At 52.3% G+C, this 23,519-nt stretch carries 21 protein-coding genes, 2 tRNA genes and 1 pseudogene; 17 read left to right on the forward strand and 7 right to left on the reverse strand.

What is annotated here, in order from left to right:
* Positions 1 to 170 precede the first annotated feature (170 nt).
* Positions 171 to 247 (forward strand) — tRNA-Asp (locus AC791_RS05470).
* An 8-nt stretch (positions 248 to 255) separates the two neighbouring features.
* Positions 256 to 331: transfer RNA gene (locus AC791_RS05475), tRNA-Trp, on the forward strand.
* Between the two features lie 113 nt (positions 332 to 444).
* Here the strand turns inward: AC791_RS05475 and hdfR are convergent.
* Positions 445 to 1,266: an HTH-type transcriptional regulator HdfR gene (gene hdfR, locus AC791_RS05480; protein WP_049839494.1), complete on the reverse strand. Its 822-nt coding sequence runs from the start codon at positions 1,264 to 1,266 to the stop codon at positions 445 to 447.
* Positions 1,267 to 1,385: 119 nt separating this feature from the next.
* Between hdfR and AC791_RS05485 the strand changes: the two genes are divergently transcribed.
* Complete coding sequence (locus AC791_RS05485; RefSeq protein ID WP_049839495.1) at positions 1,386 to 1,724, forward strand: DUF413 domain-containing protein; 339 nt, start codon at positions 1,386 to 1,388, stop codon at positions 1,722 to 1,724.
* Positions 1,725 to 1,749: 25 nt separating this feature from the next.
* Here AC791_RS05485 and AC791_RS05490 read toward each other — a convergent pair whose 3' ends face one another.
* Complete coding sequence (locus AC791_RS05490; RefSeq protein ID WP_049839496.1) at positions 1,750 to 3,270, reverse strand: YifB family Mg chelatase-like AAA ATPase; 1,521 nt, start codon at positions 3,268 to 3,270, stop codon at positions 1,750 to 1,752.
* A 337-nt stretch (positions 3,271 to 3,607) separates the two neighbouring features.
* Between AC791_RS05490 and ilvL the strand changes: the two genes are divergently transcribed.
* The 6 genes from ilvL (at position 3,608) to ilvA (ending at position 10,153) form a co-directional block, all read left to right on the forward strand.
* Complete coding sequence (gene ilvL, locus AC791_RS19590) at positions 3,608 to 3,706, forward strand: ilv operon leader peptide (RefSeq protein WP_015966468.1); 99 nt, start codon at positions 3,608 to 3,610, stop codon at positions 3,704 to 3,706.
* 139 nt (positions 3,707 to 3,845) lie between these two features.
* Positions 3,846 to 5,492, forward strand: coding sequence for an acetolactate synthase 2 catalytic subunit (ilvG, locus tag AC791_RS05495; protein ID WP_049839497.1), 1,647 nt, complete (start codon positions 3,846 to 3,848; stop codon positions 5,490 to 5,492).
* Positions 5,489 to 5,752: an acetolactate synthase 2 small subunit gene (gene ilvM, locus AC791_RS05500; protein WP_049839498.1), complete on the forward strand. Its 264-nt coding sequence runs from the start codon at positions 5,489 to 5,491 to the stop codon at positions 5,750 to 5,752. Before ilvG ends, ilvM begins: the two co-directional genes overlap by 4 nt.
* 16 nt (positions 5,753 to 5,768) lie before the next feature.
* The gene (locus AC791_RS05505) at positions 5,769 to 6,698 is read left to right on the forward strand and encodes a branched-chain amino acid transaminase (protein ID WP_049839499.1); all 930 of its coding nucleotides are present in this window, start codon (positions 5,769 to 5,771) and stop codon (positions 6,696 to 6,698) included.
* Between the two features lie 60 nt (positions 6,699 to 6,758).
* Entirely contained in the window at positions 6,759 to 8,609 is a 1,851-nt protein-coding gene (gene ilvD, locus AC791_RS05510; protein ID WP_049839500.1) for a dihydroxy-acid dehydratase, read from the forward strand.
* A gap of 2 nt (positions 8,610 to 8,611) precedes the next feature.
* Positions 8,612 to 10,153, forward strand: coding sequence for a threonine ammonia-lyase, biosynthetic (gene ilvA / locus AC791_RS05515; protein WP_148677768.1), 1,542 nt, complete (start codon positions 8,612 to 8,614; stop codon positions 10,151 to 10,153).
* 47 nt (positions 10,154 to 10,200) lie between these two features.
* Here the strand turns inward: ilvA and AC791_RS05520 are convergent, their stop codons facing one another.
* Positions 10,201 to 10,587: a hypothetical protein gene (locus AC791_RS05520; protein WP_049839502.1), complete on the reverse strand. Its 387-nt coding sequence runs from the start codon at positions 10,585 to 10,587 to the stop codon at positions 10,201 to 10,203.
* Between the two features lie 12 nt (positions 10,588 to 10,599).
* Positions 10,600 to 11,487, reverse strand: coding sequence for an HTH-type transcriptional activator IlvY (gene ilvY, locus AC791_RS05525; protein WP_049839503.1), 888 nt, complete (start codon positions 11,485 to 11,487; stop codon positions 10,600 to 10,602).
* A gap of 144 nt (positions 11,488 to 11,631) precedes the next feature.
* Here ilvY and ilvC point away from each other — a divergent pair, with 144 nt between their 5' ends.
* On the forward strand, positions 11,632 to 13,107 hold the full coding sequence (gene ilvC, locus AC791_RS05530) for a ketol-acid reductoisomerase (protein WP_049839504.1): 1,476 nt from the start codon (positions 11,632 to 11,634) through the stop codon (positions 13,105 to 13,107).
* 87 nt (positions 13,108 to 13,194) lie between these two features.
* Here the strand turns inward: ilvC and ppiC are convergent, their stop codons facing one another.
* The gene (gene ppiC, locus AC791_RS05535; protein WP_024555327.1) at positions 13,195 to 13,476 is read right to left on the reverse strand and encodes a peptidylprolyl isomerase PpiC; all 282 of its coding nucleotides are present in this window, start codon (positions 13,474 to 13,476) and stop codon (positions 13,195 to 13,197) included.
* Positions 13,477 to 13,559: 83 nt separating this feature from the next.
* On the opposite strand from ppiC, the gene rep reads away from it, so the two are divergent.
* Both rep and AC791_RS05545 read left to right on the forward strand, forming a co-directional pair.
* On the forward strand, positions 13,560 to 15,581 hold the full coding sequence (gene rep / locus AC791_RS05540; protein ID WP_049839505.1) for a DNA helicase Rep: 2,022 nt from the start codon (positions 13,560 to 13,562) through the stop codon (positions 15,579 to 15,581).
* 9 nt (positions 15,582 to 15,590) lie between these two features.
* Positions 15,591 to 16,325: a hypothetical protein gene (locus AC791_RS05545; RefSeq protein ID WP_049839506.1), complete on the forward strand. Its 735-nt coding sequence runs from the start codon at positions 15,591 to 15,593 to the stop codon at positions 16,323 to 16,325.
* Here the strand turns inward: AC791_RS05545 and gppA are convergent.
* Together gppA and rhlB are read right to left on the reverse strand one after the other, a co-directional pair.
* Complete coding sequence (gene gppA, locus AC791_RS05550; RefSeq protein ID WP_049839507.1) at positions 16,322 to 17,806, reverse strand: guanosine-5'-triphosphate,3'-diphosphate diphosphatase; 1,485 nt, start codon at positions 17,804 to 17,806, stop codon at positions 16,322 to 16,324. The two genes, AC791_RS05545 and gppA, sit on opposite strands and share 4 nt — an antisense overlap.
* Positions 17,807 to 17,811: 5 nt before the next feature.
* Positions 17,812 to 19,077, reverse strand: coding sequence for an ATP-dependent RNA helicase RhlB (gene rhlB, locus AC791_RS05555; protein WP_049839508.1), 1,266 nt, complete (start codon positions 19,075 to 19,077; stop codon positions 17,812 to 17,814).
* Between the two features lie 140 nt (positions 19,078 to 19,217).
* On the opposite strand from rhlB, the gene trxA reads away from it, so the two are divergent.
* The 5 genes and pseudogenes from trxA to wzzE all read left to right on the forward strand — a co-directional run bounded on the left by trxA (position 19,218) and on the right by wzzE (position 23,517).
* Positions 19,218 to 19,547, forward strand: coding sequence for a thioredoxin TrxA (gene trxA, locus AC791_RS05560; RefSeq protein ID WP_049839509.1), 330 nt, complete (start codon positions 19,218 to 19,220; stop codon positions 19,545 to 19,547).
* A 135-nt stretch (positions 19,548 to 19,682) separates the two neighbouring features.
* Positions 19,683 to 19,787, forward strand: a pseudogene (locus tag AC791_RS20945) (hypothetical protein); the annotation flags it as partial.
* A gap of 87 nt (positions 19,788 to 19,874) precedes the next feature.
* Positions 19,875 to 21,134, forward strand: coding sequence for a transcription termination factor Rho (gene rho, locus AC791_RS05565; RefSeq protein WP_049839510.1), 1,260 nt, complete (start codon positions 19,875 to 19,877; stop codon positions 21,132 to 21,134).
* 219 nt (positions 21,135 to 21,353) lie between these two features.
* Positions 21,354 to 22,457: a UDP-N-acetylglucosamine--undecaprenyl-phosphate N-acetylglucosaminephosphotransferase gene (gene wecA / locus AC791_RS05570; RefSeq protein ID WP_049839511.1), complete on the forward strand. Its 1,104-nt coding sequence runs from the start codon at positions 21,354 to 21,356 to the stop codon at positions 22,455 to 22,457.
* Between the two features lie 13 nt (positions 22,458 to 22,470).
* A complete protein-coding gene (wzzE, locus tag AC791_RS05575) occupies positions 22,471 to 23,517 on the forward strand; it encodes an ECA polysaccharide chain length modulation protein (RefSeq protein ID WP_049839512.1) in 1,047 nt (348 codons plus the stop codon).
* The last annotated feature ends 2 nt before the right edge of the window (positions 23,518 to 23,519 follow it).

Genomic DNA, 23,519 nt, shown 5'->3' on the forward strand with positions numbered 1-23,519 from the left:
CTTTGTGGCAGTTCACTACTCGACAGAGAGTAGGACAAAAGCGAACGCTTTTGAACGTTGCGCAGCAACGGCCCGAAGGGTGAATTACAACGTAATTCATAAACTGCCAGGCATCAAATTAGCAGTAGACCGGGGTGACAACCGGGAGTATTACAGTAAAGAAATTCGGTGGAGCGGTAGTTCAGTCGGTTAGAATACCTGCCTGTCACGCAGGGGGTCGCGGGTTCGAGTCCCGTCCGTTCCGCCACCCTAATTAGGGGCGTAGTTCAATTGGTAGAGCACCGGTCTCCAAAACCGGGTGTTGGGAGTTCGAGTCTCTCCGCCCCTGCCAGAAAATTATCCTTTGCTTCGGCAAAGGATTTTTTTTGCCTAAAATTCGGCCAGTAACCTGGCAAATTATACCTCCAGCCTTGTCAGGCTCCCGCCTTTCAGCGGGAATAAACATCACTCAAAAACAACAACCTTCAAAATTTCACGGATCTGCGACTGCTTATCGCTGTTTTGCAACCAGATTGCATACAAAGGACGCGTCAGCGTCATGCTGTCAGTCACCGTATGCATTCCTCCCTTTTCTTCTGCCCAGCTTACGGGCAGCCATGTGCAGCCATTTAATCCTGCCAGTTGCCGACGCGCTAAATCAGCAGAACTGGTCGTCAGGACAGGAATATCATCGCTGGCAATCAGTCCTTGCTCATGCTGCTGGAAATCGGCACCCCATTCCAGACGCAGGTAATTAAGATCGGCCTTCAACTGTGAGGCTGATGCGCAATACAGTGCCAGTGTAAAATGCCCCAGTAACTGGCTGCTGAACTCATCCATTTTAGGCGTTTCTGTCGTAATCAGCAGATCCAGCTGCCGTTCATGCAGTTGTTTTACCAGAGATTGTCTCTGAGCAATTCGTGCCTCAAACTGCAAACCTTCATGCGCCTGATACAATTTTCCTAACCATTCTGTCAGCAGGCACTCCCATAGCGAAGCACTGGCTCCGATAGAAAATTCATTGTGACGAGATGTGTTTGCGACATCCTTACGCGCAGCCTGCCAGGTATTCATTAGCGTTTCGGCATAGGGTAAAAGCTTTTCACCTGCCGCCGTCAGGCGGATATTATTGCGATGGCGGGTAAAAAGATTCACACCAAGCTGATTTTCAAGCTGACGAATACGGAAACTCACTGCAGATTGCGTCAGATACAGCGCTTCTGCGGCACGTCCAAAATGGCGAGTTTTACTCACTTCAAGAAAAGTTTTTAATAATTCCGTATCCACATCTTTCTCCGCAAAAAATTTTGTCGTTATGATTTAAATGTTTTGTTTTACACTCTGTCAAGCGTAACTAATACTCCGCGCCATAAATAGCTCGGCCAGAAGAATTAGGAGCGTGTAGGATGGCGGAAAGCTTTACGACGACTAATCGATATTTCGACAACAAATACTACCCACGTGGGTTCTCTCGTCACGGTGATTTCACCATCAAAGAGGCTCAACTGCTTGAACGCCATGGTTATGCCTTTAACGAGCTTGACCTGGGTAAACGTGAACCCGCAACCGAAGAAGAAGTTCAATTTGTCGCGGTCTGCCGCGGTCAGCGTGAACCGGTTACGGAAGCAGAGCGTGTGTGGTCCAAGTATATGACGCGCATTAAGCGTCCTAAGCGCTTTCATACCCTGTCTGGTGGTAAACCTCAGGTGGAAGGTGCAGAAGACTATACTGAATCAGAAGATTAAGTCAGAAGGGGCGTAAGCCCCTTTTTTACGTCATCATCTTTTGAAGATGAATCAGCAGTCGATCAATAGCCCGATAGCCCAGTGCTTCCTGCAAATGATGGCGTTCCAGCCGTTCGCACCGTTCAATATCAGCAATAGTACGTGCGACCTTGAGCAAACGCTGCCAGGCGCGAATTGAGAGCCCGAGCTGCGTTAGCGTCTGCTCCAGCCAGAGTGCATCCTCATCACGTAATCGGCAGTGTTCACGTAATGCGTTGCTGTCGAGCCGGGCATTTAATGTGCGCTGTCGGCTGTGCTGACGCTCCTGAGACTCAATGACGCGCTGTCGTACCTCCTCACTGCTTTCGCCTCTTTTTACCGGCTGACTTAGTAAACCGGGTGGAGGAAGCGGGATTTCCAGCGACATATCAAAACGATCGAGGAAGGGACCTGACAGGCGGCCCAGGTAGCGTAGCGTCTGTTCGGGCGAACAGCGGTTATGTTTACCCTGATAATGTCCTGTAGGGCTGGGATTCATTGCTGCAATTAGTTGAAAGCGTGCCGGATAGGTGATCTTCGCTCGGGTGCGCGAAATATGAATTCGGCCTGACTCAATAGGTTCACGTAACGCATCCAGTACGCGTCGTTCAAATTCAGGCAATTCATCCAGAAACAGAATGCCATTATGCGCCAGCGAAATTTCACCGGGCGCAGGAATTGAGCCTCCACCAACCATGGCCGTAAGTGAGGCGCTGTGATGGGGAGAACGAAAAGGCCGACAGCGCCAATGCTTATGCAGGTTGCTGGCATTGACCAGACTAAGGATCGCTGCACTCTCCAGGGCCTCCTGATTACTTAGCGGCGGTAAAAGCCCATTCAGGCGACTGGCCAGCATGGTTTTTCCGGTACCCGGAGGGCCAATAAGCAGCAGGTTATGGCCTCCGGCAGCAGTTATTTCCAGTGCTCGTTTCCCTTGCTCTTGTCCAATAACATCAGCAAGATCCTCTGTATAAGGTGGCAGAGAGGTATTCTCAGCAGAGGGAAGGGGTAACTCGTGCTTGCCTTCAAGAAAGGCACATACCTCCTGAAGATGAGTGGCAACAAAACAATCCCGCCCGCCTGTCAGCGCCACCTCTGCGGCATTTTCCTGAGCAACAATAATTTGCCGTCCGGTTTTAATCGCCTCTATAGCGCTGGAGATTGCGCCAGGAACCCCCCGTAACGCGCCTGTAAGCGCCAGCTCGCCCACAAGCTCATATTGGCCCAGTCGGGAAGTGCTGAGCTGCTCAGAGGCTGCCAGAAGCGCAACCGCGATGGGGAGATCGTACCTGCCACCCTCTTTAGGTAAATCAGCCGGCGCGAGATTAATAGTAATTTTCTTTGCCGGGAAGGTATAACCGCTGTTGATTATTGCACTACGGACCCGATCGCGCGCCTCTTTGACGGTGGTCTCCGGCAGGCCAACCATTGTCAGCCCGGGCAGACCATTACTGATATGAACTTCTACGGTGATAAGCGGTGCTGAAACCCCGAGCGCAGCGCGTGTAAAAACAATCGATAGCGACATAGATCCTCCTGGCAGGGAAGATTAGTCCTCAAAAGGAACGCTGTTAATAATCACCTTATCGATCTGCGAAGCAGGTTCCCGTCTGTTTGCTCATCCATGAAACATTACAACTTTCTCTGAACCGCCCGCGCAAAGTTAATCGAAACGGTAAACCTTCCTCTTTTATCGCCAACAGGTGAATTATTTTCATTTGCCATTTTTCTCATAAAAAACAAAGATTTTTTACTAAAGTGTTATCCTGCTCAGAAAATTCATTTTAAAAAAACATTGTGTTGTTTATGAAATCTGTGATAACTCTTTAGGTATTCCTTCGAACAAGAAGCCAGAAAGCATACAAATGAAAGCCCTTCTACGAGTGATTAGCCTGGTCGTGATTAGCGTGGTGGTGATTATTATCCCACCGTGCGGGGCTGCACTTGGACGAGGAAAGGCTTAAGAATCAAGCCTTAACGAACTAAGACCCCCGCACCGAAAGGTCCGGGGGTTTTTTTTGACCTTAAAAACAGAAGAGAGGAGCAGATAATGGTTAGTAGCATAAAATTCTGTTTCTCGCGATCTACAACGGGGAAGTCACTATGAATGGAGCACAATGGGTGGTACATGCGTTGCGAGCGCAGGGCGTCAACACCGTCTTTGGTTATCCCGGCGGTGCGATCATGCCAGTGTATGACGCGCTGTATGACGGTGGCCTGGAACACCTGTTGTGTCGTCACGAGCAGGGCGCGGCGATAGCGGCTATCGGCTATGCCCGTTCAACCGGTAAAACCGGCGTGTGTATCGCCACTTCTGGTCCGGGTGCAACCAACCTCATCACTGGACTGGCTGATGCACTTTTAGACTCTGTCCCTGTTGTTGCTATCACAGGCCAGGTCTCCGCGCCGTTTATGGGCACCGATGCATTTCAGGAAGTGGACGTCCTCGGTTTGTCGCTGGCCTGCACGAAACACAGCTTTTTAGTGCAGTCGCTGGAAGAGTTGCCGCGCGTGATAGCGGAAGCCTTTCAGGTGGCAAACTCAGGCCGCCCTGGTCCAGTGCTGGTCGATATTCCAAAAGACATTCAGTTAGCCACAGGCGAGCTGGAACCGCATTTTTCCACTGTTGAAAACGATACGACGTTTCCGCATGCTGACGTTGAGCTGGCGCGAAAAATGCTGGCACAGGCACACAAGCCGATGCTGTACGTGGGCGGCGGTGTCGGTATGGCCCAGGCCGTTCCGGCGCTGCGTGAATTTATCGCCGTGACGCAGATGCCCTCTACCTGCACCCTGAAGGGCTTAGGCGCAGTAGAGCCGAACGAGCCGCACTATCTGGGCATGTTAGGTATGCACGGCACCAAAGCCGCGAACTTTGCGATACAAGAGTGCGATTTACTGATTGCCGTCGGTGCACGTTTTGACGATCGTGTCACCGGCAAGCTGAATACCTTTGCGCCACACGCAAAAGTTATCCATATGGATATCGACCCGGCGGAAATGAATAAACTGCGTCAGGTACATGTCGGATTACAGGGCGATCTGAACGTATTATTGCCTGCCTTACAACAGCCGTTAGCCATTGAAGCGTGGCGGCAGTACAGCGCGAATTTACGTCGTGAACACGCTTGGCGTTACGATCATCCCGGCGAGGCTATCTATGCCCCGCTGCTGTTAAAACAGCTGTCTGACCGTAAGCCTGCCGACTGCGTCGTCACAACCGATGTTGGACAGCATCAAATGTGGTCAGCACAGCACATGACCTATAACCGCCCGGAAAACTTCATTACCTCCAGCGGGTTAGGCACGATGGGATTTGGTTTACCTGCCGCGGTAGGTGCACAAGTCGCGCGTCCTGATGATACGGTTATCTGTATCTCCGGTGACGGCTCCTTCATGATGAACGTGCAGGAGTTGGGCACCGTAAAACGCAAGCAGCTGCCATTGAAAATCGTATTAATTGATAACCAGCGTTTAGGCATGGTTCGCCAGTGGCAGCAGTTGTTTTTCCAGGAACGTTATAGCGAAACCATCCTGACCGATAATCCTGATTTTCTGATGCTGGCCAGCGCTTTTGGTATCCCCGGGCAGCACATCACGCGTAAAGACCAGGTTGAAGCCGCCCTCGATACCTTGCTGAACAGCGAAGGGCCATACCTGCTTCATGTCTCAATCGACGAACTTGAGAACGTCTGGCCGCTGGTTCCACCCGGTGCCAGTAACTCACAAATGCTGGAGAAATTATCATGATGCACCATCATGTCGCCGTAGAGGCACGCTTCAATCCGGAAACATTAGAACGTGTTTTACGCGTGGTTCGCCATCGTGGCTTCCAGATTTGTGCCATGAATATGGAAACCGCCGTCGATGCACAGAATATAAATATTGAATTGACCGTTGCCAGCCCCCGGCCCGTCGAATTACTGTTTAGTCAGTTGAATAAACTGGTCGACGTCGCTCGTGTCGAGATACAGCAACGAACAACTACATCACAACAAATCCGCGCCTGAGCGCAAAGGAAGAAAAATGACGACGAAAAAAGCTGATTACATTTGGTCCAATGGCGAGATGATTCGTTGGGAAGACGCGAAAGTTCACGTGATGTCTCACGCGCTTCACTACGGTACTTCAGTATTTGAAGGTATCCGTTGCTACGACTCTCACAAAGGACCCGTGGTGTTTCGCCATCGCGAACACATGCAGCGTCTGCGTGATTCAGCCAAAATCTATCGTTTCCCGGTTTCCCAGAGCGTTGATGAGTTGATGGAAGCTTGCCGCGAAGTGATCCGCAAAAACAATCTGACCAGCGCCTATATTCGTCCGCTGGTCTTTGTAGGTGATGTTGGCATGGGCGTAAACCCGCCGGAAGGGTATACCACGGACGTCATCATTGCTGCCTTCCCGTGGGGGGCTTACCTGGGCGCAGATGCGCTGGATCAGGGAATTGACGCGATGGTTTCTTCGTGGAACCGCGTTGCGCCGAACACCATTCCGACAGCAGCTAAAGCAGGTGGCAACTATCTTTCCTCTCTGCTGGTGGGCAGCGAAGCACGCCGTCATGGTTATCAGGAAGGCATCGCGCTGGATGTAAACGGCTATATTTCCGAGGGCGCGGGTGAAAACCTGTTTGAAGTCAAAGATGGCATCCTGTTTACCCCACCGTTTACCTCTTCTGCGCTGCCTGGCATTACGCGCGATGCGATTATTAAGCTGGCACAGGAGCTCGGCATTGAGGTTCGCGAGCAGGTATTGTCTCGCGAATCGCTATACCTGGCCGATGAAGTCTTTATGTCCGGTACGGCGGCAGAAATTACGCCGGTTCGCAGCGTTGACGGCATTCAGGTAGGTGAGGGCCGCTGTGGTCCGGTCACCAAACGTATTCAGCAAGCCTTCTTTGGCCTCTTTACCGGTGAAACCGACGATAAATGGGGCTGGTTGGATCAGGTTAATCGCTAAATATAAATATGGGACGGCACGCACCGTCCCATTTAATAGTCAGACGGGAGTAAATAAAGCATGCCTAAGTATCGTTCCGCCACTACCACCCATGGCCGTAATATGGCCGGAGCACGTGCGCTGTGGCGCGCCACCGGAATGACTGATGATGATTTCGGTAAGCCGATTATCGCGGTCGTCAACTCGTTCACCCAGTTTGTGCCAGGCCACGTGCATCTGCGCGACCTGGGTAAACTGGTTGCGGAGCAAATTGAGGCCTCAGGTGGCGTGGCGAAAGAGTTCAACACCATTGCGGTGGATGACGGTATCGCCATGGGGCATGGGGGAATGCTTTATTCACTGCCATCGCGTGAATTGATCGCTGACTCCGTAGAATATATGGTCAATGCGCACTGCGCCGATGCCATGGTCTGTATTTCCAACTGCGATAAAATCACTCCCGGAATGCTGATGGCCTCACTGCGCCTGAACATTCCGGTGATCTTCGTCTCCGGTGGTCCGATGGAAGCCGGTAAAACCAAGCTCTCCGATCAAATCATCAAACTGGATCTGGTGGATGCCATGATTCAGGGTGCCGATCCGAAAGTGTCTGACGAGCAGAGCGATCAGGTTGAACGTTCCGCCTGCCCAACCTGTGGATCGTGTTCCGGGATGTTCACCGCCAACTCAATGAACTGCCTGACTGAAGCGCTGGGATTATCGCAACCGGGAAATGGTTCCCTTCTGGCGACCCATGCTGACCGTGAGCAGCTGTTTCTCAATGCCGGTAAGCGCATTGTTGAGCTGACCAAACGCTACTATGAGCAGGATGATGCCAGCGCGCTGCCGCGCAATATCGCCAATAAAGCCGCGTTTGAAAATGCCATGACGCTGGATATCGCGATGGGTGGCTCCACAAACACGGTTCTGCATCTGCTGGCCGCGGCGCAGGAAGCTGAAATTGATTTCACCATGAGTGATATCGATAAGCTTTCCCGCAAGGTGCCGCAATTATGTAAAGTCGCGCCAAGCACCCAAAAATACCATATGGAAGATGTTCACCGTGCGGGGGGCGTTATCGGCATCCTGGGCGAGCTGGATCGCGCCAGACTGCTCAACCGCGATGTAAAAAATATTCTGGGCCTGACGCTGCCAGAGACCATTGAGCAATATGACGTGGTGATCACTCAGGATGAGGCGGTCAAAAGTATGTATCGTGCCGGACCCGCGGGTATTCGTACCACAAAAGCCTTCTCACAGAATTGCCGCTGGGACACGCTCGACGATGACCGCGCGCAAGGCTGCATTCGCTCGCTCGAACATGCCTACAGTCAGGATGGCGGGCTGGCCGTACTGTACGGTAACTTTGCCGAAAACGGCTGTATCGTGAAAACAGCAGGCGTTGATGACAGCATTCTGAAATTTACCGGCCCGGCAAAAGTCTATGAAAGCCAGGACGATGCGGTTGAGGCTATTCTCGGTGGAAAAGTCGTTGCCGGTGATGTAGTCGTGATCCGCTATGAGGGGCCAAAAGGCGGTCCGGGCATGCAGGAGATGCTTTATCCGACCACTTTCCTGAAATCAATGGGTCTCGGCAAAGCGTGCGCGCTGATCACGGACGGACGTTTCTCTGGCGGCACATCCGGTCTTTCTATCGGTCACGTCTCTCCGGAAGCTGCCAGCGGCGGTAATATCGCGCTGATTGAAGACGGTGACATGATTGCTATCGATATCCCGAATCGCGGCATCCAGCTGCAAGTAAGCGATCAGGAAATCGCGGCGCGTCGTGAAGCGCAGGACGCACGCGGTGCTGACGCCTGGACGCCAAAAGCACGTGAACGTCAGGTCTCTTTTGCTCTGCGTGCCTACGCCAGCCTCGCCACCAGTGCGGATAAAGGCGCAGTACGCGATAAATCCAAACTCGGAGGCTAATGATGGCCGACTCACAGCCTCTTTCTTCCGCTCCAGAGGGGGCGGAATACCTCAGAGCGGTGCTGCGTGCGCCAGTATATGAAGCCGTGCAGGTCACGCCGCTGCAAAAGATGGACAAAATCTCCGCCCGGCTTGATAACGTCATCCTGGTAAAGCGTGAAGATCGTCAGCCGGTGCACAGTTTTAAGTTGCGCGGCGCGTATGCCATGATGTCTGGCCTGACCGAACAACAGAAGTCACACGGTGTGATCACGGCATCTGCGGGCAACCACGCGCAGGGCGTAGCTTTCTCCGCTTCGCGTCTGGGGGTGAAAGCGCTGATCGTCATGCCGGTGGCTACAGCAGATATCAAAGTCGATGCCGTACGTCGTTTTGGCGGCGAAGTTCTGCTTCACGGGGCAAACTTCGATGAAGCGAAAGCCAAAGCGATTGATCTGGCGCAGCAGCACGGGCTTACCTGGGTGCCGCCGTTTGATCATCCAATGGTGATTGCCGGGCAGGGTACGCTGGCGCTCGAGCTGCTTCAGCAAGATGCACACCTTGACCGCATTTTTGTTCCGGTTGGCGGCGGCGGGCTGGCAGCGGGTGTGGCCGTACTGATCAAACAGTTGATGCCGCAGATCAAAGTGATTGCCGTTGAGGCAGAGGACTCAGCCTGCCTGAAAGCCGCGCTGGACGCCGGGCATCCGGTGGATTTGCCGCGCGTCGGTCTCTTCGCTGAAGGTGTTGCGGTGAAACGTATCGGTGATGAAACGTTCCGCCTGTGCCAGGAATATCTTGACGATATTATTACCGTCGATAGCGATGCCATCTGCGCGGCAATGAAAGATCTGTTTGAGGACGTGCGCGCAGTGGCGGAACCGTCCGGTGCGCTGGCGCTGGCAGGAATGAAAAAATACATCGCGCAACATGATATTCGCGGTGAACGTCTGGCGCATGTGCTGTCCGGCGCAAACGTGAATTTCCACGGTCTGCGCTATGTTTCCGAGCGCTGCGAGCTGGGTGAGCAGCGGGAAGCGCTGCTGGCGGTCACTATTCCGGAAGAGAAGGGCAGTTTCCTGAAGTTTTGCCAGCTGCTGGGCGGGCGTTCGGTTACCGAATTTAACTACCGTTTCGCCGATGCTAAAGACGCCTGTATTTTTGTTGGCGTCCGCTTAAGTCGCGGGACAGAAGAACGTAGGGAAATTTTGCAACTGCTGACCGAGGGGGGCTACGGCGTAGTCGATCTTTCCGACGACGAAATGGCAAAACTGCACGTACGCTATATGGTCGGCGGTCGTCCGTCAAAACCGCTTCAGGAACGGCTGTTCAGCTTTGAGTTTCCGGAATCCCCCGGTGCACTACTGAAATTTCTGCATACTCTCGGTACGCACTGGAATATTTCGCTGTTTCATTACCGCAGCCACGGTACGGACTATGGTCGCGTCCTGGCCGCGTTTGAGCTGGGCGAGCACGAGCCGGACTTCGAAACCCGGTTGAAAGAACTGGGCTATGAGTGCCATGACGAAACCACCAACCCGGCGTTTCGCTTTTTCCTGGCATAATGCGCCCTTTTAACGTCATCACACTCTCCGGCCTTGCGGAGAGTGTGTCACTTCATTACTGTTTCGCGCACGTACTTATCCAGCGTCTGTGACTCATAAAACGCCATGCACTGTGCCAGCACGTTATTCGCTTTGCCGCTTTCGTCTTTTAGCGACATCGTTAATTTATCGAAGTCCTGGGTTTCTCTGGAAACAAACTGTGAAAACGCGTCCCAGACGCCGGCATTCCCCAGCGCGTAGCTTTCCACCTTAAAGGAAGCATCATGAGAGGGGGCGGAAAACGTATCAGCGGGCGTCAGATCGCCATAATTTTGGCTCAGACACTGCTTCAATGCCAGATGCTTTACATCCTGCACAGTAATGCCTTTTGGTTTAGCCTGTACATCAAAGCAAATCGCCATTAACACCGATAACAGCACTGTTTTTTTATGCATTTCAGTTCCCTATTAACTCTGAACAATTTTCCAGAAGGCTTCAATAAGCGGTTCGTGCAGCCGTTTTTTCTGTACGCAAACGCCCAGCTCAAACGGCGATTCTTCATCGTTACGCTCCAGGATCATGACGCGATTACGTACCGGTTCCGGGCTGTTTTCCAGCACGACTTCGGGTAACAGTGCTACGCCACAGCCGAGCGCGACCATTGAAACCATCGCTTCATGACCGCCAACGGTAGCATAAATCACCGGATTACTGATTTTATGCCGCCGGAACCACAATTCTATGCGGCGGCGTACCGGCCCCTGATCGGCCATGATGAAGGGAACGGTCGACCAGTCTGGCGCTGCCACCACAACCTGATTACGTACCGGACAAGGCAGGGCCGGTGCAATAAGTACCACCGCCAGATCCTCCAGAATGGCAAAGTTAACTGCGCCGGGTAGCGTTTCCGGTTTACCTGCAATCGCCAGATCGGCCTCGCCGGTGACGACCTTCTCCATGGCGTCGGCGGCGTCTCCGGTGGTGAGCTTGATTTCAACGGAAGGATGTTCGGCGCGAAAGCGGTCAAGGATCGGCGGCAGGTGGCTGTAAGCGGCGGTAACAGAGCAAAACAGATGTAACTCGCCGGAGAGCGACGGACCTTTCTGATCCATGGTATGGCGCAACTGCTGATACTGAAGCAACGTCTGCTGCGCAAAAACACGCAATTCTTCCCCCGCCTCGGTCAGCGTGACGGTACGGTTATCACGAATAAACAACGGCTGCCCCAAATCCTCTTCAAGCCGCTGGATCTGGCGTGAAAGCGTGGAGGGACTGACGTGCATCGCCCGGGCGCTACGGCCAAAATGGCGGCTATCGGCCAGATGTAAAAACGTTTTGAGATCGCGTAAATCCACAGGTTGCTCCTCACCCGTTTACGTTGCATAAATTGCAACGTGACGTTGTGAATATATCAATTTCCGCAATAAATTTCCTGTCATATAGTAAGTTCAATATCGCAAAAGCGAACAATAAGACACAACATCACGGAGTACACCATCATGGCTAACTACTTTAATACACTGAATCTGCGCCAGCAGCTGGCACAGCTGGGCAAATGCCGCTTTATGGGCCGCGACGAATTTGCCGATGGCGCAAGCTATCTTCAGGGTAAAAAAGTGGTCATCGTCGGCTGTGGCGCTCAGGGCCTGAACCAGGGCCTGAACATGCGTGACTCCGGTCTGGATATTTCTTACGCGTTGCGTAAAGCAGCCATCGCGGAGAAACGCGCTTCCTGGCGCAAAGCGACGGAAAATGGCTTTAAAGTAGGGACTTACGAAGAGCTGATCCCGCAGGCCGATTTAGTGGTTAACCTGACGCCAGATAAACAGCACTCTGACGTGGTACGCACGGTACAGCCGATGATGAAAGACGGTGCGGCGCTGGGCTACTCGCACGGTTTTAACATCGTTGAAGTGGGCGAGCAAATTCGCCAGGACATCACCGTGGTTATGGTGGCCCCGAAATGCCCGGGTACTGAAGTCCGCGAAGAGTACAAACGTGGTTTCGGTGTGCCAACGCTGATTGCTGTTCACCCGGAAAACGATCCGAAGGGTGAAGGTATGGCCATTGCGAAAGCCTGGGCTGCGGCGACCGGTGGTCATCGTGCAGGCGTACTGGAGTCGTCTTTCGTTGCGGAAGTAAAATCCGATCTCATGGGCGAGCAGACCATCCTGTGCGGTATGTTGCAGGCCGGTTCACTGCTGTGTTTTGATAAGCTGGTGGAAGAAGGGACTGACCCGGCCTATGCCGAGAAACTGATTCAGTTCGGCTGGGAGACCATCACCGAAGCCCTGAAGCAGGGCGGCATTACTCTGATGATGGACCGCCTGTCTAATCCGGCAAAAGTGCGTGCTTATGCCCTGTCTGAGCAGTTAAAAGCGATCATGGCTCCGCTGTTCCAGAAACACATGGATGACATTATCTCCGGTGAGTTTTCCTCCGGCATGATGGCTGACTGGGCAAACGATGACAAAAATCTGCTGACCTGGCGTGAAGAGACCGGTAAAACCGCGTTTGAAACTGCCGCGCAGTTTGAGGGCAAAATCAGCGAGCAGGAGTACTTCGATAAGGGCGTCCTGATGATCGCGATGGTAAAAGCGGGCGTTGAGCTGGCATTCGAAACCATGGTCGATTCCGGCATTATCGAAGAATCGGCGTACTATGAATCACTGCACGAGCTGCCGCTGATCGCCAATACTATTGCCCGTAAGCGTCTGTATGAAATGAACGTGGTGATCTCTGATACCGCTGAATACGGCAACTATCTGTTCTCTTACGCGTGTGTACCGCTGCTGAAAGAGTTTATGACCACGCTGCAACCGGGCGATCTGGGTAAAGCGACCGAAGGGACTGAAGTTGATAACGCGCAACTGCGTGATGTTAACGAAGCCGTTCGTAACCATGCCATTGAAGAGGTGGGTAAAAAGCTGCGTGGCTATATGACGGATATGAAACGTATCGCTGTCGCGGGTTAAAATACGCATACTGGCGGGGGTGGGGTCCCCCGATATAAAGTTTTCCGGGAGGATGAAGCCCGGGGGTTCACACCCCCGGGCTTTATTTTAATTTCGGTACAGCACTTTAATGATGTGATAGCCGAACTGAGTGTGCAGCGGGCCGGTCGGCTCCAGCACCGGGCAGGAGAACACGACTTTATCGAATGCCGGTACCATCTGGCCCTGACGGAACTCACCTAAGTGACCGCCTTTTTTACCTGACGGACAAGTAGAGTGCTTTTTCGCCAGCTTTTCAAAATCGCCGCCGTTTTTAATTTGCTCCAGAAGATCTAAAGCCAGTTTCTCTTCCTTTACAAGGATATGCATTGCTGCCGCTGTTTTTGCCATGATTGTGCCTTGAGTCATAAAGATTTCAGTCGCTATACTACCACGCACTTTTTCTTCCCTCCCGACTTTCATTGAGTGACTCTATGCGTTTAAACCCCGGACAACAACAAGCCGTCGAATTCGTCACCGGCCCCTGCCTGGTGCTGGCGGGTGCTGGCTCCGGCAAGACCCGCGTGATCACCAACAAAATTGCCCATTTGATCCGCGTTTGCGGTTATCAGGCACGGCACATCGCGGCAGTTACGTTTACCAATAAAGCGGCCCGCGAAATGAAAGAGCGCGTGGCCCAGACGCTGGGGCGTAAAGAAGCACGTGGGCTGATGATTTCCACGTTCCATACTCTCGGGCTTGAGATTATTAAGCGCGAGTACGCGGCGCTGGGCATGAAATCCAGTTTTTCACTCTTCGACGATACCGATCAGGTTGCGCTGCTTAAGGATCTGAGTGAGGGGATAATCGAGGATGATAAGGTCGTGCTGCAACAGTTGATCTCGACGATCTCAAACTGGAAAAACGATCTAATGACCCCCGCGCAGGCGGCAGCCCAGGCAAAAGGCGAGCGCGATCGGATCTTTGCTCACTGCTACGGCCTGTACGATGCGCATATGAAAGCCTGTAACGTACTGGATTTTGACGATCTGATCCTGCTGCCAACGTTGTTACTGCAACGTAATGAAGAAGTACGCGAGCGCTGGCAGAATAAGATCCGCTACCTGCTGGTGGATGAATATCAGGACACCAATACCAGCCAGTATGAGTTGGTCAGGCTGCTGGTGGGCAGTCGTGCACGTTTTACCGTGGTCGGCGATGACGATCAGTCCATCTATTCCTGGCGCGGTGCGCGACCGCAAAACCTGGTGCTGTTGAATGAAGATTTCCCGGCACTGCAAGTGATAAAACTGGAGCAGAATTACCGTTCGTCCGGACGTATCCTGAAAGCGGCGAATATCCTGATTGCCAATAACCCACATGTGTTTGAAAAGCGTCTGTTTTCCGAACTGGGGTACGGTACCGAGCTGAAAGTGCTCAGCGCCAATAATGAAGAGCACGAAGCGGAACGGGTGACCGGCGAGCTTATTGCCCATCACTTTATTAATAAAACGCAGTATAAAGACTATGCGATTTTGTATCGCGGTAATCATCAGTCGCGGGTGTTTGAAAAATTCCTGATGCAAAACCGCATTCCGTACAAAATTTCTGGCGGCACCTCGTTTTTCTCCCGACCGGAAATTAAAGATTTACTGGCTTATCTGCGCGTGCTGACCAACGCTAATGATGACAGCGCATTTCTGCGCATCGTGAATACGCCCAAACGTGAAATCGGTCCGGCAACCCTGCAAAAGCTGGGGGAATGGGCGAATAGCCGTAACAAAAGTCTGTTTAGCGCCAGTTTTGATATGGGACTGACCCAGACGCTTAGTGGACGCGGCTACGAATCCCTCACCCGCTTCACTCACTGGCTGGGCGATGTTCAGCGCCTGGCGGAGCGGGAGCCAGTGGCAGCGGTGCGCGATTTGATCCACGGGATTGATTACGAATCCTGGCTGTTTGAAACTTCTCCCAGCCCAAAAGCCGCAGAAATGCGCATGAAAAACGTTAATCAGCTTTTTAGCTGGATGACTGAAATGCTGGAAGGAAGTGAAATCGACGAGCCAATGACCCTGACCCAGGTGGTCACGCGCTTTACCCTGCGTGACATGATGGAGCGCGGCGAATCAGATGAAGAACTGGATCAGGTTCAGCTTATGACGCTACACGCCTCCAAAGGGCTGGAATTTCCGTATGTCTTTCTGGTCGGCATGGAAGAAGGATTGCTACCGCATCAAAGCAGTATTGATGAAGATAATGTGGATGAGGAGCGCCGCCTGGCCTATGTCGGCATTACCCGCGCCCAGAAAGAGCTTATCTTTACGTTGTGCAAAGAACGCCGTCAATATGGCGAGTTGATACGTCCGGAGCCGAGCCGCTTTTTACTGGAGCTGCCCCAGGATGATTTATTGTGGGAGCAGGAGCGTAAAGTGGTCACGGCTGAAGAGCGGATGCAAAAAGGGCAGGCGAGTATCGCTAACATCCGGGCAATGATGGCCAAAGCGAAAGGTCAGTAGGGAAGATACATGAAAAAAGCCATTTTTATTTTCTCATTTTCCATGCCGTTCGTGGCGTTCTCTGCGTTAAGTGCAACGATCACTAATGTGGTGCTAAGTGATGCTCCCGGCGCGCAGCCGGCCAGAAGCTGTAGTCTTCCGCTAAAGAAGCTGCTGGCCAGTACTAATCAGCAGATGATCGCCAGTTTGCATCCAGAACCGGACGATCTCGACTTTCTTATTGAAGAGCATGACGATCGTAAAGGCGTGGAGTTTATTCAAATCTTCAATAAGCGCGAGGCGAAAACGGAAGGTGCGCCTGGCGCAGGCCAGTACGGTTGGGTGGTTTATCATCCGGACAGCGGCGAGTTATGGGATGAAAGTGCTGATGCGGAACATCCCGTCAAACTCACCCCGGATGCTAACGTCTTACAAGAATATCGCACCTGTCGTGCGCTGGATAATCAGTGTTTTCAGGCTATTCAAAACCTACATGACGATCCGACCGGCGGATTTACTCCAAATCCTTTCGACGTAGCGGGGGATGCCAGCGAACGTTATATAAAGAGTACCGAAAAGCGCCAACCCTTCTACTGGGCACCCAATAAAAACTGTCCGGTTAATGCCTTTCTTGTGAACGGCGATAAAATTCAGGCGCTGTCATGGGGACAAAGCCAGGGCTTTGTCTGGAGTCGCTATACTCATCCCGTCACAAAGAAAATCGTTGAAGGCTGGTTACCGCAGCAGGTGCTGGTTAGCCACTAAACCACGTCCAGCGGCCAGTGGACATAGCTTTGCCACTGGCTTTCCTGCTCGACAAGCTCGGCGCCCAGCGGATGGTTATTCAACCAGCCCTCAGGCAGGCGCAGCGTTAACTTTTCACCGCTGGCATTCAGCGCGATATCCGGCACCAGATCGTCCCGACGGCGGTTGGCAAACAAAATAGCCAGACGCAGCAGGCGGCACAGATGCTCGGCAACCCGTGGCGGAACGGCATTCTGCTGATGCAGCGATGAAAGATCGATCGTGTTTGTCTGGTTCAGTAATAACGTAGCCAATAATTTTTTCTGTGCCGGTGTAAAACCGGGCAGATCGAGATTTTTGACCAGATAAGCGGCGTGCTGTGGCGCAGATTTAAAATCGACATTCAGGCCGATTTCATGCAACAAGCAGGCATTTACCAACAGTTCGCGACTGATTAGCTCCAGATCCCATGCTTCTTCGAGCTGGCTGGCAAAATGGGATGCGAGTCTGGCGACACGCTGTGCCTGATCGCTATCCACCATAAAACGGCGCTGGATATTACGCATGGTGCGACTACGAACGTCTTCATCGACGGTAAGATGCAGCATTCCATACACCAGACCTTCGCGCAGTGCGCCGCCAGCCAGCGTCATACACTGGATATTCAGCTCACTGAAAATTGCAATCAGGATCGCAAGGCCGCTTGGGAACACCAGCGCGCGTTCCAGGGTCAACCCTTCAATTTCTAACTCTTCAAGCCGGCCGCACTGAATCGCTCGTTGTTTCAGCTGCTCAAGTTTGGGAAGCGTGATGCGCTCGTCCATTCCCTGTGCCATCATGATTTCCTGTAGCGCCTGCACCGTGCCTGACGCGCCGACGCAAATCTTCCAGCCGTGATAGCGTAATTCATCGACAATCGGGCGCAGGACGTCGCGTGCCGCTTTTTCTGCCTCATCAAAATTGCTTTTGCCCAGGTTACGACTGGAGAAATAGCGCTCAAGCCAGGTGACGCAGCCCATTGAAAGACTGAAGAGCGACGTTGTTTGCGCGCCGGTACCGGTGACCAGTTCGGTACTGGCCCCGCCAATATCGACCACCAGCCGCTGGTCCGCACCCCCGGTGGTGTGGGCGACACCCTGATAAATCAGACGGGCTTCTTCTTCGCCTTTAATGACCTGCACAGGGCAGCCGAGAATTTCCTCTGCCCGGGCGATAAACTCGCCCGCATTGACGGCAAGACGAAGCGTTGCCGTGGCGACAACCCGAATTTGTGACTGCGGAATATCCTGCAGCCGCTCGGCAAACAGGCGCAAACACTGCCAGCCGCGCTCCATCGCGTCAGGCGCGAGCACGTTGCTGCTGCTCAGGCCCGCAGCCAGCCTGACTTTCCGTTTGATACGGGCAACGGTCTGGATACTTCCCGCCACCTCGCGCACGACCAGCATATGAAAACTATTCGATCCCAGATCGATGGCGGCGTAAAGCGAAGCGGCAGACGGCATTTTCGTTAACCCTGACGACGGCGGTTGCGCGGTGCGTTAGTACGGCGCGGTCCATTTCCCGGACGCGGACGTGTCAGACGCAGTGGCCTTGGTAACTCAGTCATTAGCGCATCTGGATTGTATTTACTTACCGGAATGGAATGACCGATGTAGGTTTCAATCGCAGGAACGTTCAGCGCGTACTCTTCGCACGCCAGGCTGATAGAGTGACCGCTTGCTCCGGCACGACCCGTACGACCAATGCGGTGGACGTAATCTTCACAATCGTCCGGCATGTCGTAGTTAAAGACGTGAGTTACGGCAGGAATATGCAGACCGCGGGCCGCAACGTCAGTGGCCACCAGGATGTCGATATCGCCACGGGTAAACTCGTCGAGAATACGCAGGCGTTTTTTCTGCGCAACGTCGCCGGTCAGCAGCCCAACGCGATGACCATCGGCGGCAAGGTGGCCCCAGATATCTTCACAGCGGTGCTTGGTATTGGCGAAAATAATTGCGCGATCCGGCCACTCTTCTTCAATGAGCGTTTGCAGCAGGCGCATTTTTTCTTCGTTAGACGGGTAGAACAGCTCTTCTTTAATACGGTGGCCGGTTTTTTGTTCCGGTTCGACCTCAACGTATTCAGCATTGTTCATTTGTTCAAACGCCAGTTCACGTACGCGATACGACAGCGTAGCGGAGAACAGCATATTCAGGCGCTGGTTCGTTGCCGGCATACGGCGGAACAGCCAGCGAATATCTTTGATAAAGCCGAGATCGTACATGCGATCGGCTTCGTCCAGCACCACGACTTGAATCGCGCCCAGGTTGATATGGTTCTGTTTAGCGTAATCAATCAGTCGACCGGTAGTACCGATCAGAATGTCAACGCCGCTTTCCAGCACTTTAAGCTGCTTGTCGTAGCCGTCACCGCCGTAAGCCAGACCTAATTTCAGGCCTGTGGTTTGCGCCAGCGGTTCTGCATCGGCATGGATCTGCACCGCTAATTCGCGGGTCGGAGCCATAATTAATGCGCGCGGTTGATTCACCTGACGACCGTCGATCGGCGGGTGAGAGAGAAGATAATGAAACGTTGACGTCAGAAACGCCATCGTTTTCCCGGTACCGGTTTGCGCCTGCCCTGCAACATCACGACCTGCCAGCGTTAGCGGGAGGGCGAGTGCCTGAATGGGCGTGCAGTTATGAAACCCTTTAACTTCAAGGGCTTCGATCACCTTAGGGTGCAGGGCGAAGTCGGAAAACTTCTGTTCTGTTAAATGTGTTTTGCTCATAGTGTGGTAGAATATCAGCTTACTATTGCTTTACGAAAGCGTATCCGGTGAAATAAAGTCAACCTTTAGTTGGTTAATGCAACAACAGTTGCTGTTTAATGCTACACCAACATGCCAGGCCTATTCCTGTGGAGTTAAATATGAGCGATAAAATTATTCACCTGACTGACGACAGTTTTGACACGGATGTACTCAAAGCAGAAGGATTGGTTCTCGTAGATTTCTGGGCAGAGTGGTGCGGTCCGTGTAAAATGATCGCCCCGATCCTGGATGAAATCGCTGACGAGTATCAGGGCAAACTGACTATTGCCAAACTGAACATTGACCAGAACCCGGGCACCGCACCGAAATACGGTATTCGCGGTATCCCGACTCTGCTGCTGTTCAAAAATGGCGAAGTGGCTGCGACCAAAGTGGGCGCGCTGTCCAAAGGTCAGCTGAAAGAGTTCCTTGACGCTAACTTAGCGTAAGGCTGTTCTTTTCGTGGCGTCCGCGATCCTTAAATTGACAGGATCTCTGGACGCCCGGCCCGAGTCGTGCTAAGTTAGTTTTGTCTTCGTTTTAAACATATCTTGTTTTACCCGCTGCTTCCGATGTCTTAAGTCATTCGCGAGAGAAGCAGAGAATTTCCGGGCTTGTCGCTCAATCCGTCTTGTCGTTTCAGTTCTGCGTACTCTCCTGTGACCAGACAGCGAACAGACATGAGTCGATGGCCGTTAACAGGCATGGATGACCCTGCCATACCATTCACAACACTAAGTTCGAGATTTACCCCGAGTTTAAGAACCCACACCATTATGAATCTTACCGAATTAAAGAATACGCCGGTTTCTGAGCTGATTACTCTCGGCGAAAATATGGGACTGGAAAACCAGGCTCGCATGCGCAAGCAGGACATTATTTTTGCCATCCTGAAGCAGCATGCTAAGAGTGGCGAAGATATCTTCGGTGACGGTGTCCTGGAGATATTGCAGGACGGATTTGGTTTCCTCCGCTCCGCAGACAGCTCCTACCTCGCCGGTCCTGATGACATCTACGTTTCCCCCAGCCAAATCCGCCGTTTCAACCTCCGCACTGGTGATACCATTTCTGGTAAGATTCGCCCGCCAAAAGAAGGCGAACGTTACTTTGCGCTGTTGAAAGTCAATGAAGTTAACTACGACAAGCCGGAAAACGCCCGTAATAAAATCCTTTTTGAGAACCTGACCCCGCTGCACGCAAACTCTCGTCTGCGTATGGAACGTGGTAACGGTTCTACTGAAGATTTAACGGCGCGTGTACTGGACCTGGCATCGCCAATTGGTCGTGGTCAGCGTGGTCTGATCGTTGCGCCGCCGAAAGCCGGTAAAACGATGCTGCTGCAAAATATTGCCCAGAGCATCGCTTACAACCATCCTGACTGTGTGCTGATGGTGCTGCTGATTGACGAACGTCCGGAAGAAGTGACTGAGATGCAGCGTCTGGTGAAAGGGGAAGTGGTTGCTTCTACCTTTGACGAACCGGCATCTCGCCACGTTCAGGTTGCAGAGATGGTGATCGAGAAGGCTAAACGCTTGGTTGAGCACAAGAAAGATGTGATCATTCTGCTCGACTCCATCACCCGTCTGGCACGTGCTTATAACACCGTTGTTCCGGCATCAGGTAAAGTCCTGACCGGTGGTGTGGACGCTAACGCGCTGCACCGTCCGAAGCGTTTCTTCGGCGCAGCGCGTAACGTGGAAGAGGGCGGTAGCCTGACTATCATCGCAACGGCGCTGGTGGATACCGGCTCTAAAATGGATGAAGTCATCTACGAAGAGTTTAAAGGCACCGGTAACATGGAACTGCATCTGGCCCGTAAGATTGCTGAAAAACGCGTCTTCCCGGCGATTGATTACAACCGTTCCGGTACCCGTAAAGAAGAGCTGCTCACCACGCAGGAAGAGCTGCAAAAAATGTGGATCCTGCGCAAAATCATTCACCCGATGGGCGAAATTGATGCAATGGAATTCCTCATTAATAAATTGGCAATGACCAAAACGAATGATGATTTCTTCGATATGATGAAACGTTCATAAGTTAATATTTGTCAAAAAAATCGCCACGCTTTTGCGTGGCTTTTTTGTTTCTGGTTGCCTACGCTTTAAAAGATAAAACTAAAAGGGCAAGGAGCCTGCAGAAGGCGCTGTCTGACTGAAATCTTTGAGATTATCCTGAGTTCAGATTAGAGTTTTCCTTCTGAATAGGTTACTTCGTGGTTATACTTCTGATACAACTATTTTTTGAGAGTGTGAATTGTGAATTTACTGGCTGCAGCAGCTGATCTGATCAGTATATTTCTGTTCACTACCTTATTTCTTTTTTTTGCGCGTAAGGTAGCTATAAGGGTAGGGCTGGTTGATAAGCCTAACTTTCGCAAACGGCATCAGGGACTGATCCCACTTGTGGGAGGGATTTCCGTTTTCGCAGGAATTTGCTTCACTTTCGAAATCATCAATTATTATATTCCTCACGCCTCACTTTATCTGATATGTGCTGGCGTACTGGTATTTGTCGGTGCGCTGGACGATCGATTTGATATCAGCGTTAAATTCCGTGCCACAGTGCAGGCGATTGTCGGCATTGTGATGATAAGCATTGCAAATCTTCACCTGAGTAGCCTGGGCTATATTTTTGGTCCGTGGGAACTGGTGCTCGGTCCTTTTGGTTTTCTGCTCACGCTGTTTGCCGTCTGGGCGGCGATTAACGCTTTTAACATGGTTGACGGTATTGACGGGCTGCTGGGCGGACTGTCGAGCGTGTCGTTCGGGGCGATTGGTCTGATCCTGCTGTTTGACGGGCAAACCAGTCTGGCGATGTGGTGTTTCGCCATGATTGCCTCCATTCTTCCCTATATCTTACTTAACCTGGGCGCGCTCGGTCGCCGTTATAAAGTCTTCATGGGTGATGCAGGAAGCACGCTGATTGGTTTTACGGTTATCTGGATCCTGCTGGAAACCACCCAGGGTAAAACGCATCCTATCAGCCCGGTTACCGCGCTATGGATTATCGCTATTCCCCTGATGGATATGGTGGCCATTATGTACCGCCGCCTGCGCAAAGGAATGAGTCCTTTTTCACCAGACCGTCAGCACATTCATCATCTTATTATGCGTGCCGGTTTTACTTCTCGTCAGGCTTTTGTTCTTATTACGCTTGCCGCTGCGCTACTGGCCGCCATTGGAGTGATTGCCGAAGCGACTCATATTGTCCCAGAATGGGTCATGTTGATACTGTTTTTGTTAGCATTCTTCCTGTATGGCTACTGCATCAAGCGGGCCTGGAAAGTCGCACGTTTTATTAAACGTATGAAGCGCAGGGCACGTCGGCTCAGCGGTAGCAATCCAAAATTAACCAAATAAATCTGAGGAAGAGATGACTCAACCATTATCAGGAGCACGGGCAGTGAGCGCTGAGAATGAACTGGATATTCGCGGTCTGTTTCGTACATTGTGGGCAGGGAAATTTTGGATAGTGGGAATGGCGCTGCTGTTTGCCCTGATTGCTCTGCTTTATACCTTCTTTGCTCGTCAGGAGTGGGGTGCCACGGCGATCACTGACAGGCCGACCGTAAATATGCTGGGCGGTTACTATTCGCAGCAGCAGTTTTTACGCAATCTGGATGCCAGAGCGAACCAGGCACCCGTCGAGCAGCCTTCGGTAATGGATGATGCGTATAAAGAGTTTATTATGCAGCTTGCCTCCTGGGATACCCGTCGGGATTTCTGGTCACAAACCGACTATTACAAACAACGTATGGTGGGTAATTCCCGGGCAGATGCCGCGCTGCTGGACGATCTGATCAACGATATTCAGTTTATGCCGGGTGATTCGCTTAAAAGCGTCAGTGATAGCGTCAAGCTGACGGCAGAAACTGCGCCGGACGCCAATAATTTATTGCGTCAGTATGTGGCTTTCGCCAGCCAGCGTGCGGCAGGTCATCTGAATGATGAACTTAAAGGCGCATGGGCTGCGCGCACCATTCAAATGAAAGCGCAGGTCAAGCGTCAGGAAGAAGTCGCCAAAACGATTTACGAACGGCGGGTGAAAAATATTGAGCAGGCGTTAAACGTGGCGCAGCAGCATAATATCTCCCGCAGTGAAACGGATGTCCCGGCCGAAGAGTTACCGGATTCAGAACTGTTTTTACTGGGACGGCCAATGTTGCAGGCAAGGCTGGAAAACTTGCAGGCTGTAGGGCCCCAATTTGATCTGGATTACGATCAGAATCGGGCCATGTTAACGACGCTGAATGTCGGCCCTGTACTGGACCCGCGTTTTCAGGCTTACCGGTATTTGCGAACGCCGGAAGAACCTGTAAAACGTGATAGCCCACGTCGTGCTTTCCTGATGATCATGTGGGGCATTGTCGGCGCGTTAATGGGGTCCGGGGTGGCATTAGTGCGCCGCCGTGTTCGCTAAAC

This window comes from Klebsiella sp. RIT-PI-d (genome assembly GCF_001187865.1).
Classification (GTDB): Bacteria; Pseudomonadota; Gammaproteobacteria; order Enterobacterales; family Enterobacteriaceae; genus Superficieibacter.